Raw genomic sequence first — 10,009 nt, forward strand, 5'->3', positions numbered from 1 at the left:
ATCGAGGCGCTCGCCGGAGGCGGGTCGATCGCCGAACGCGGGGGGCGCCCGGGCGCGCTTCCGGTGCGCGATGTCTTCGACGCCGCCGACGCCGGCGACGCCACCGCACGCGAACTCCGCTCCGGGCTGGCCCGCGGCGTCGCCGCCGGGGTGCGCGTCCTGGTGCTGACCAACGACGTCGACGTCGTCGTCCTCGGCGGTGGCGTGACGGCCCTCGGCCCGCGGCTGATGGCGGACGTCGCCGCCGAGCTCGCGGCGAGCGCCGCAGCATCCCCGTTCATGCGATCGCTTCGCCTCGGCGAGCGCGTGGAACTGCTGCCCCTCGGCTCGCCGGCCGCCGCGCTCGGCGCCGCGCTCGTCGGAGCAGAGCCGCCTCGGGACCCCTCGTCCGTCGACCCGGGAGCCCTCAGTCGTGGCTGAGGTCGTCATCGTCGCGGATGCCGCCGCCGGCGGCGAGCTGGTCGCCGCCGAGATCGCGCGGCTCGTCGTCGCGAACCCGGACGCGGTGCTCGGACTTGCGACCGGCTCGACCCCTCTTGCGGTCTACGAGGCGCTGCCGTCGCGGCTGGCGGGCGTCGACGTCTCGCGGGTCCGCGGTTTCGCGCTCGACGAGTACGTCGGACTGGACCCCGCGCACCCGGAGAGCTACCGCTCCGTTCTCACGCGTGAGGTCGTGGAGCCGCTGGGCCTGAACCCCGCACGCGTGCGGGTTCCCGACGGATCGCTGGAGGGCATCGAGCACGCCGGCGAGCAGTATGAGCGCGCCCTCACGGACGCCGGCGGCGTCGACATCCAACTGCTGGGCATCGGCACGGACGGGCACATCGGCTTCAACGAGCCCGGATCGTCATTCGCCTCGCTGACACGCGTGAAGACGCTCACCCGGCGCACGCGCGAGGACAACGCGCGGTTCTTCGATTCGATCGACGACGTGCCCCGGCACTGCATCACCCAGGGCCTGGGCACGATCCTGCGAGCTCGGCATCTGGTGCTGCTCGCGTTCGGCAAGGGCAAGGCCGAAGCGGTCGCGGGAGCGGTGGAGGGGCCGGTCACCGCATCGCTGCCGGCATCGGCGATCCAACTCCACCCGCACACGACGGTCGTGCTCGACGAGGCCGCGGCCTCCGATCTTCGGTTCGCGGAGTACTACCGCTACACGTTCGCCCACAAGCCCGAGTGGCAGGGCCTGTGACGCGGCAGGAGCCGGTGGCCCGCCATCCGGCGCACCAACCGGGGTTCGACGCAGCTGCGTATGCGGCGGATGCCGGAAGGAGGGCGGGACGGAGCACATCGAGAAGCTGTCGCAGAAATACAGCGGCGGACCGTCTCCCTGGTACGGCGGCCGCGATCAGGTGCGCGTGGTGATCACGATCGAAGCCGACAAGATCAGCAGCACGGGGCGCTGAGCCTCAATCCCAGGCGAGCGCGAGCAGGAAGTCCAGGCTCAGCGGCGCCAGCGACAGCGTGGGCACCTCGTCCGATGTGATCCACCGCAGCTCCGCGATCTCGGCCTGAGGCGACACCGCGGCGGGGTCGGCCGCGACGCGGAACGTCTCGGCGACGACGCGATGGCCCGGCTCGTTCGCGGCATCCGACTCGAAGGACCCGAGCGGCTCGAGGTCGGCCGGCTCGACGCGGAGCCCGATCTCCTCCTGCAGCTCGCGGGCGAGCGCCTCGGCGGCACTCTCGCCCGGCTCGGGCTTGCCGCCCGGCTGCATGAAGACGGACGTGCCGTGCTTGCGAACGACGAGCACCCGCCCTTCGGCATCCGTGATGACGGCGGCACTCACGTGGATGCGCGGCGAGGTCATGAAGCGAAGACCTTGCCGGGGTTCAGGATGCCGAGGGGATCGAACACCCGCGTGATCCGCCGCTGCAGCTCCCACTGGTCGTCGCCGAGCTCGTCGGCGAGCCAGCGCCGCTTCAGCACGCCGACGCCGTGCTCTCCGGTGAGTGTCCCACCGAGGCGGAGGGCGGCGCGGAACAGGTCGCCGGCGGCATCCCAGATGTATTCCGGCACGTCCACGATGCCGGCTGCGTCCGGCCTCGCCTCGAAGACGAAGTTGGGATGCAGGTTGCCGTCGCCGGCGTGCGCCACGGTCGGGATCACGACCCCGTGTTCGCGCTCGATCCGCGCGATCTCGTCGAACATCGCCGGGAGGGCGCTGCGCGGCACCGAGACGTCCTCGATCAGGGTGGTGCCGAGGGTCTCCATCGCCGGATGCATGGAACGGCGGATCGTGAGGAGGCGCTCGCCCTCTTCGCGATCGTCCGACACGGCGACGGTCCCGCCGACTCCGCGCAGCACCGCGGCGATCGCGTCGGCCTCGACGGATGCCGCCGGCCCGTCCGTCTGGATGGTCAGCTGCGCCGCGCCCGGCGTCGGCGGATCGATACGCAGGAGCGCGTGGACGGCGGCGAGGGACGCGGCGTCCATCAGCTCCATGATCGCCGGCTGCGCGCCGGACGCGGTCACCGCCGAGGAGGCCTCAGCCGCTGTCCGCACATCGGAGAAGGTGGCCGCGACGGTGCACACCTCGCCGGGGATGAGTCGGCGCAGCTTGAGCGTGGCACCCACGACCACGCCCAGCGTCCCCTCCGATCCGATGACGAGCGAGGTGAGGTCGAGGCCCGTCACGCCCTTCACGGTGCGGTGCCCAAGCGTGAGCAGCCGGCCGTCGGCGAGCACGAGGTCCACGCCGAGCACGGCATCGCGCACCACGCCGTACTTGGCGCACAGCAGCCCGCCGGCGCCGGTGGCGATGTTGCCCCCCACCGTCGAGATCGCGCGGCTGGCAGGGTCCGGCGCCCACCACAGCCCGTGCTCGGCGAGCGCCGCGTTCAGGTCGGCGTTGATGATGCCCGGCTCGACCACGGCGAGCAGATCGTCCGGGCGCACCTCGAGGATGCGGTCCATGCCGCGCACCGACAGCGCGATCTCGCCCGCACCGGCGTTCGCGCCGCCGGCGAGCCCGGTTCCGGCGCCCCGCGGAACGACGGGCGTGCGCGTCGCCGTCGCGATGCGCAGGGTCTCCTGCACGTCGGAGACGGACGTCGCGTGCACGACGGCGAGCGGTGTTCCGGATGCCGCGTGGCCCGACTTGTCGGCGCGTGCATCGCGCAACGCGGCATCCGACGTGTCGATTCGGGTGCCGAGGGCGGCGCGCAGGAGCGCGACGACGTCAGGATGGTCGGTCACGCGAGGTGGCGCCGACCGGCGAGGACCCCGGCGGTCACCGCGACCACGCCGAAGATCAGCCCGACCCAGGTGAGCCCCATGCTCCACCAGGCGAGCGTCGCCGAGACGTAGACGAGCAGCTCGACGCCCGCCCGCACGAACGGATGAACCGCGAAGACCGCTCGCGGCGACACGAACAGCGCCCAGACCAGGATGGCCAGGAGCGGTGCGCCGATGCCGGCGACGATGTTCCAGGGGAACGCGAACTCGGCGAAGCCCCAGATCGCGAGGGTCACGAAGGCGAACAGCTCGCATGCGAACGCCAGCACGTCGACGGCTGAGAGCGGTTCGCGCATTCCGGGTTCAGGGGGCGCTGCCGGCCTCACGCGGGGAGTGTCGGACATGGTTCCATTCTACGGCGGGCTCTCGCCGCGATCGCCGGCGCGAACGTCGGCCGCCGGTCAGGGGAGCAGCTCCGACAGACGCACGCCGAGAGGGCGACCCATCCGTTCGCCGGCGACATACCGCAGCTCCACGCGGGCATCCGTCTCGATGTCGTGCGAGCTCGGGTGCAGAGTCAGGGTACCCCCACCCTCGGCGCTGAGTGTGGCGGCATCCACCGCGCTCCCGCGGATCCGCGCCTGCACGGTCGCGCCCGGTGTGCCGCTGACATCGACCGACAGCGCCACCTCGGCGGCCGACGGCGCCGGGGCCGAGCGCGTGCCGGTGATCGCCGGCGTCCCCTCAGGCAGTCCCGGATCAGCAGGCGCCGGATCCGTCGGTACCGGCGGCGCAGGGTCGCTCGTCGTCGGATCGGGGACGTCGGCCGGCGACGAGGGCTCGGCAGCCTCGGGCGCCGTTCCGCCGCCCTCGAGAGGGTCGGCCGGAGCGGCGTCGGCCGAGGGAGCCGACGTCGGAGCCACCGTCGGGAGGTCGCTCGGACTCGGCGATGGACGACTCGAGGGTCCGCCCCGGTCCTCGCCCGTCGCGAACTCGGCGCGCGGCTCATCGCGGACGGGGCCCTCGGCCACGTCGGACGGCGGGCTCAGCGCCGGAAGGACGACCGCGGCGGCGGCGACCGCTCCCGCCGCGATCACGCCCGCCGCCACGAGACCCGCGATCACTCCCCGTGACCGGATGCCGCCGGCGATGGTCCGGGCGCGGTGACGGGGGATCGGGGCACCTGCCGGGGTGTCTTCGCCCATCCCGATCGGCGCGGCCGCGCCCCCGAGCCGCCCGCCAGGCCCGGCCCCGCCCCCGAGCACACCCGCAGACCCCTGCATGACGGCATCCGGCATCGCCGCCGTCTGCTCGGAAGTCTGACCCGCGCCGCCCTGTACCGACGCGAGGTAGGCGGCCGACGCGTGGACTCCGAGCGTCAGCGGAAGCAGGACCAGCGCCAGCCGGTGGGAGACCTCGTCCGCGTCGCCCGCGAGAACGGCGCACCTCGCACAGCGGGCGATGTGCGCGTCGACCCGGGCATGGTCGCGCCGGCTCAGCTCGTGACTTGCGATTCGGTCGAGCCGCTCGTTGGTCCGCCGGCACTCCGAGCCGGCATCGACGCTGTCCAGGTGGACCCGGATCCAGGACTCCCGCAGACCGTCGCGGGCGCGCGACGTGAGCTGGGCGACCGCAGACGTGGTCATCGCCAGGAGCGGCGCGATCTCATCCGGCGACATCTGCTCGATCTCGGAGTACCAGAGCACCTCCTGCCAGCGACTCGGGAGACTCCGGAAAGCCCGATGCGTCATGCTCCGGTCGAGCGCGCCCGCCGTGGACTGCTCGCCCGCCGCCCGGTCGGAGAGCGGATACGGCCCGGCAGGGACGGCCGCCGCGCCGGACGCGGCCTGCCGGGTCTCGGCGACGCTGCGGATGGTCGTGAAGAGGTAGGGCCGGAAGGCGCCGTTCGGCCCGCTGCCGGTGAGGATCGCACGATAGGCACGCGCGAACGCCTCTTCGACGACCCGATCGGCATCCGGGTCCGAGCCGAGGGCGACCGCGAGGGTCCTGCCCGCCGCCCGGTGCCGGCGCCACAGTTCGGCGAACGCAGCGCGGTCGCCGGACCGCGTGCGCAGGACCAGGTCGGCGTCGCCGAGTTGCGCCGCGTTCACCTTCCCGGGCGGCGAGCCGGTTGCGTCATCGGTCAACCTGTCTCCGACCGCGCGTGGGTGCACCGCTGATAGACGGTGTCGTTTCAGAAGACGCTCGCTCCCGGCATTCATTACGTGGTCGGGGCGGAGCCGGTCCCCGGCGTGCGCGTGTTCCAAGACCGCCGCAACGGCAGGGCCGCCCGGCTCAGGCCGCGATGCCTGCCGTCCAGACGCTGCGCACCTCGAGCGTGCGGGACAGGAGCACGGCGTCCGCGGTGTAGCCCGCCGCCAGCCGCCCCAGGTCGTCGCTTCGACCGATCGCGCGCGCGGGCACCGCCGTCAGGGCGGCGACCGCGTCGGCCAACGGCACGCCGGCGTCGACCGCGCGGCGCAGCGCGGCATCCTGAGTCAGGGTCGATCCGGCCAGAGCGCCACCGGCCACGAGGCGTGCGACGCCGTCGGTGACCTCGACGCGCAGCGATCCGAGTTCGTAGCGCCCGTCGGCGTGCCCCGCCGCGGCCATGGCGTCGGTCACGAGGGCGACGCGTCCCGGAGCGGCTGCGAATGCGAGTCGCACGATGTCGGGATGCAGGTGCACACCGTCGGCGATCGCCTCGAGGATCACGCGGGAGTCGAAGGCCGCGGCCGCGATCGGCCCCGGCGCCCGGTGGTTCAGGCCCGGCATCGCGTTGAAGGCGTGCGTGAGGATCGTCGCGCCCGCGTCGAACGCCGCCCGCGTCTCGGCCAGGTCTGCGCCGGTGTGGCCGACGGCCGCCGCAGCGCCGGAGTCCACGACGAGCCGGATCGCGTGCAGGGCGCCGGGCAGCTCCGGTGCGAGCGTGACCTGCCGGATCGTTCCCCGACCCGCCGCGAGCAGCAGCTCGACCGCGGCCGGCTCGGGCGCCCGCAGCAGCGACTCGTCGTGCGCGCCCTTGTGCCCCGGGTCCAGGAACGGTCCTTCGAGATGCGACCCGAGGATGTCGGCATCCGTCGACACGAGGTCGGCGACCATGGCCGTGCGCCGCTGCAGGGTCTCCAGCGGAGCGGTGACGAGGGAGACCACCGCGCGCGTGGTGCCGCGTGACCGGTGCAGCGCCCGCGCGGCGCGGATCGCATCGGGCCCGTCGTCGTACGACTCGCCGGCGCCGCCGTGGCCGTGGATGTCGATGAATCCGGGTGTCAGGACGGCACCCCGACCGGCGGCGAGGATGCCGTTCACCACGGCGTCGGCGGGTTGCGCGACACTGCGCCAGCCGTCTCCGGCGCCGGTGGCGCCGACCTGATTCCCGTCGAAGCGCACCCAGGCGTCCTCGACGACGCCCGATCCGGCGCCGATCAGCCGCACCGAATGGATGATCGTGCTCACTCGGTGACCCAGGGGATCTCGTCCGAGGCGTGGAAGCGGATCCCCAGGCTCGACCAGAGCGGACCCTGCGCACCGACGCGTTCGCGGAACGACTGCCAGGTGCGCAGCGCGCTGTCGCCGGGCGCCGGCGACCAGGCCGCCTCGGCGGCCGCGGCGATGCGGGGGAATGCCATCTGGTCGATGTCGTCGAGCGTGCGGATGGTCTCGGTCCACATCGGCGCCTCGACACCGAGGATGTCGTCCTCCTCGACGCCGTCGATGATCGAGCCGGGCTCCCAGGAGTACGCCCGCTCGACACTGGTCGGGCCGTTGGCCCAGGTCAATCCGAGCGGGCTGTCGGCGTCGTACTTCATGTCGAGGTAGACCGCGTCGGCGGGGGAGATGATGAGGCCCCCGCCCTTCTCGACGAACGCGCGCGCCTGCTCGTCCATCCCGTCGGTGGGCGTGGTGAAGCCCCAGTACTGGCCGATCGTGCTGGGGTCGATGCCGGGAGCGGAACCGGCTTCGTGCCACGTCACCGGGATCTTGCCCAGATCCGCGACGATCTCGGTCGCGCGCTCGACGAACAGGGCGAAGTCTTCGGGTTCGGTGCCCAGCGCCTCGTCGCCGCCGATGTGCAGGTAGGCGCCGGGCGTCATCGCGGCGAGCTCTCCCATCACATCGGCCACGAATTCGTAGGCCGCTTCGTCGTTGATCTTCAGCGACGAGAAGCCGACCGAGATGCCGGTGTAGGGGACGCCCGCCGTCGGCGGCTCGCCCTCACCGTTGCTGATGTGCTGCGACAGCGCGGGCTCCTCGACCAGCTCGGGATACGCCAGGCCGACCGCGTGCGTGTGACCGGGAAGGTCGATCTCGGGCACGACGATCATGTGACGGGATGCCGCGTACCGGACGATCTCGCGATAGTCCGCCTTGGAGTAGAACCCGCCGGCATCGCCGCCCACCGCGGTCGTCGAGGCGAGCGCGGTCAGCTCGGGGCGCGAGTCGAGGTGGATCCGCCAGCCCTGGTCGTCGCTGAGGTGCAGGTGCAGAGCATTGAACTTGAGGCTCGACGCTCGGTCGATGTACGCCTGAACGGTCTCGACGGAGTGGAAGTGGCGCGCCACGTCGAGCATCACGCCCCGGTAGGCGAAGCGGGGGGCGTCGGTGATCTGCACCGCGGGGATCGTGAACGAGTCCCCGTCGCGAGCGACCAGCTGCCCCAGAGTCTGCACACCGTAGAACAGCCCGGCCGCGTCGGCGCCGGTGACGACGACGGATGCCGCATCCGCTGCGATCCGGTACGACTCGGACGAGCCGCCGCCCGAGATGCGCAGGTCGATGACGCCTTCATCCGCGTTGCTCCCTGCCGCGCCGTCGGCCGGTGCGACGCCGGTGCGTGCGGTGAGGACGGCGGCCAGCGCGGTCGCGGCATCCGCGTCGCCGGTGATCCGGACGGTGTCGTCGAGGCGGAACCGCGCACCCGCGGCTCCCGCCTCGATCGAGGCGGGAGCGGGCACCACGCCGCGGGGCGAGTCGGTTGCTGGCACAGTGGCTCCATTCTGGGCGGCGGGCGTGCAGCCCGCCAGCAGCGCGACGGTCGCGACCGCGAACACGATCGTCCATCGAAGGCTGCTCTTCATGTAAGGCGTCCTAACAAATACGCTTCACAGACTACCGGGAACGGTGCACCGGCGCACTCGGCTGTCTGCGGCATCCGTTATGCTCGGGGTGTCGCGACTGGCGTTGAGGTGGGTCACCACCGGGGAGCGACCGACACGGCACTCGACCGTACGCCTGGGTCGATGCGTATTGGATCCGCCCGCTCCCGCGGGCTGCTCGATGAACGGACTCCGAAAGGGTCCGCACGCGCCGTAGTCAGGAGAACGCCATGACCGACCATTATTTCAACGCGCCGCTCGCCGAGGTCGACCCCGAGATCGCGGAGGTGCTCGAGCGCGAACTCGAGCGCCAGCGCGGGTACCTCGAGATGATCGCGTCCGAGAACTTCGTGCCCGTGTCCGTGCTGCAGTCGCAGGGCTCGGTGCTGACGAACAAGTACGCCGAGGGGTACCCCGGTCGTCGGTACTACGGCGGCTGCGAGGAGGTCGACGTCGCCGAGGAGCTGGCTATCGAGCGGGCCAAGTCGCTGTTCGGAGCCGACTTCGCGAATGTCCAGCCGCACTCCGGCGCGACCGCGAACGCCGCAGTGCTGCACGCGATCGCGCGCCCCGGCGACACGCTGCTCGGTCTTTCGCTCGACCAGGGCGGCCACCTCACGCACGGCATGAAGATCAACTTCTCCGGGCGACTCTTCAACATCGTCGCCTACGGCGTCGACCCCGAGACCTCGATCATCGACATGGACGAGGTGCGACGACTTGCGATCGAGCACCAGCCCAAGGTCATCATCGCCGGCTGGTCGGCCTATCCCCGCCAGCTCGACTTCGCCGCCTTCCGCGAGATCGCCGACGAGGTCGGCGCCCTGCTGTGGGTCGACATGGCGCATTTCGCCGGCTTGGTCGCGGCGGGGCTGCACCCGAGCCCGGTGCCGCACGCGCACGTCGTGTCATCGACCGTGCACAAGACGATCGGCGGTCCGCGCTCGGGCTTCATCCTCACCAACGACCCCGAGATCGCCAAGAAGATCAACACGGCGGTGTTCCCGGGGCAGCAGGGCGGCCCCCTGATGCATGTCATCGCGGCCAAGGCCACGGCGTTCAAGCTCGCCGCGACGCCGGAGTTCAAAGAGCGCCAGGAGCGCGTGCTGAGCGGCGCGCACATCATCGCCGAGCGGCTCTCCCAGCAGGATGTGAAGGATGCCGGCATCGCCCTGCGCTCGGGGGGCACGGACGTGCACCTGGTGCTCGTCGACCTGCGAGACGCCGAGATCGACGGCAAGCAGGCCGAGGACCTGCTGCACGAGATCCACATCACCGTGAACCGGAATGCCGTGCCGAACGATCCGCGCCCGCCGATGATCACGTCCGGCCTGCGGATCGGCACGCCCGCGCTCGCAACGCGCGGGTTCGGCGACGCCGAGTTCTCCGAAGTCGCCGACATCATCGCGCTGGCGCTCCTGCCGGGCGCGGACGTCGAGGCTCTGCGCGCCCGCGTCGCCGCGCTGACCGCGGAGTTCCCGCTTTATCCCGGCCTCGAGCAGTAGCACGTCCGGTCGGCAGGGGTTGCTTTCACAGATACCTATGTGCATAGTTATCTGAGCCGCCTGTCGACGACGACGGCAGCCCGCGCCGTCGACCGCGAGACTGCAACCGCAGGTCGAGACTGCGGGTATGGCCCGCAGTCTCGACGTCCGGATGCAGTCTCGGCGCAGAGGCGGGCCGGCAGCACAGACCATCAGTTCAGAAGCGACCCGGAGGCGATGATGACGACGGC

At 71.9% G+C, this 10,009-nt stretch carries 9 protein-coding genes and 1 riboswitch; of the genes, 3 read left to right on the plus strand and 6 right to left on the minus strand.

All coding sequences use genetic code 11. From position 1 onward, the window contains the following. Both VFX99_RS15460 and VFX99_RS15465 read left to right on the plus strand, forming a co-directional pair. A partial coding sequence (locus VFX99_RS15460) for an ROK family protein (RefSeq protein ID WP_329667182.1) occupies positions 1 to 420 on the plus strand: 420 nt, incomplete at its 5' end. Further along, on the plus strand, positions 413 to 1,192 hold the full coding sequence (locus VFX99_RS15465; RefSeq protein WP_329667183.1) for a glucosamine-6-phosphate deaminase: 780 nt from the start codon (positions 413 to 415) through the stop codon (positions 1,190 to 1,192). The genes VFX99_RS15460 and VFX99_RS15465, both read left to right, overlap by 8 nt. 217 nt (positions 1,193 to 1,409) lie before the next feature. On the opposite strand, the gene VFX99_RS15470 is transcribed toward VFX99_RS15465, so the two are convergent. From VFX99_RS15470 to VFX99_RS15495, 6 genes are all read right to left on the minus strand, one after another. Further along, entirely contained in the window at positions 1,410 to 1,811 is a 402-nt protein-coding gene (locus VFX99_RS15470; RefSeq protein ID WP_329667184.1) for an NUDIX domain-containing protein, read from the minus strand. Continuing rightward, the gene (locus VFX99_RS15475; protein WP_329667185.1) at positions 1,808 to 3,199 is read right to left on the minus strand and encodes an FAD-binding oxidoreductase; all 1,392 of its coding nucleotides are present in this window, start codon (positions 3,197 to 3,199) and stop codon (positions 1,808 to 1,810) included. Before VFX99_RS15475 ends, VFX99_RS15470 begins: the two co-directional genes overlap by 4 nt. Then, complete coding sequence (locus VFX99_RS15480; protein ID WP_329667186.1) at positions 3,196 to 3,582, minus strand: YrdB family protein; 387 nt, start codon at positions 3,580 to 3,582, stop codon at positions 3,196 to 3,198. Before VFX99_RS15480 ends, VFX99_RS15475 begins: the two co-directional genes overlap by 4 nt. 57 nt (positions 3,583 to 3,639) lie before the next feature. Beyond that, positions 3,640 to 5,325, minus strand: a complete 1,686-nt coding sequence (locus tag VFX99_RS15485; RefSeq protein WP_329667187.1) for a sigma factor-like helix-turn-helix DNA-binding protein — start codon at positions 5,323 to 5,325, stop codon at positions 3,640 to 3,642. 148 nt (positions 5,326 to 5,473) lie between these two features. After that, complete coding sequence (locus tag VFX99_RS15490) at positions 5,474 to 6,634, minus strand: N-acetylglucosamine-6-phosphate deacetylase (RefSeq protein ID WP_329667188.1); 1,161 nt, start codon at positions 6,632 to 6,634, stop codon at positions 5,474 to 5,476. After that, the gene (locus VFX99_RS15495) at positions 6,631 to 8,256 is read right to left on the minus strand and encodes a family 20 glycosylhydrolase (protein ID WP_329667189.1); all 1,626 of its coding nucleotides are present in this window, start codon (positions 8,254 to 8,256) and stop codon (positions 6,631 to 6,633) included. Before VFX99_RS15495 ends, VFX99_RS15490 begins: the two co-directional genes overlap by 4 nt. An 83-nt stretch (positions 8,257 to 8,339) precedes the next feature. Beyond that, a riboswitch (ZMP/ZTP riboswitch) is annotated at positions 8,340 to 8,423 on the plus strand. Positions 8,424 to 8,504: 81 nt separating this feature from the next. Between VFX99_RS15495 and glyA the strand changes: the two genes are divergently transcribed. Then, positions 8,505 to 9,779: a serine hydroxymethyltransferase gene (gene glyA, locus VFX99_RS15500; RefSeq protein ID WP_329667190.1), complete on the plus strand. Its 1,275-nt coding sequence runs from the start codon at positions 8,505 to 8,507 to the stop codon at positions 9,777 to 9,779. Positions 9,780 to 10,009 lie beyond the last annotated feature (230 nt).

Source organism: Microbacterium sp. (assembly GCF_036277215.1).
GTDB lineage: Bacteria > Actinomycetota > Actinomycetes > Actinomycetales > Microbacteriaceae > Microbacterium.

What these genes read in the sequence shown, in the direction of transcription:
- VFX99_RS15470 (WP_329667184.1), bottom strand. Translation starts at nt 1,811, where the DNA reads ATGACCTCGCCGCGCATCCACGTGAGTGCCGCCGTCATCACGGATGCC.
- VFX99_RS15480 (WP_329667186.1), bottom strand. Translation starts at nt 3,582, where the DNA reads ATGTCCGACACTCCCCGCGTGAGGCCGGCAGCGCCCCCTGAACCCGGA.
- VFX99_RS15495 (WP_329667189.1), bottom strand. Translation starts at nt 8,256, where the DNA reads ATGAAGAGCAGCCTTCGATGGACGATCGTGTTCGCGGTCGCGACCGTC.
- glyA (WP_329667190.1), top strand. Translation starts at nt 8,505, where the DNA reads ATGACCGACCATTATTTCAACGCGCCGCTCGCCGAGGTCGACCCCGAG.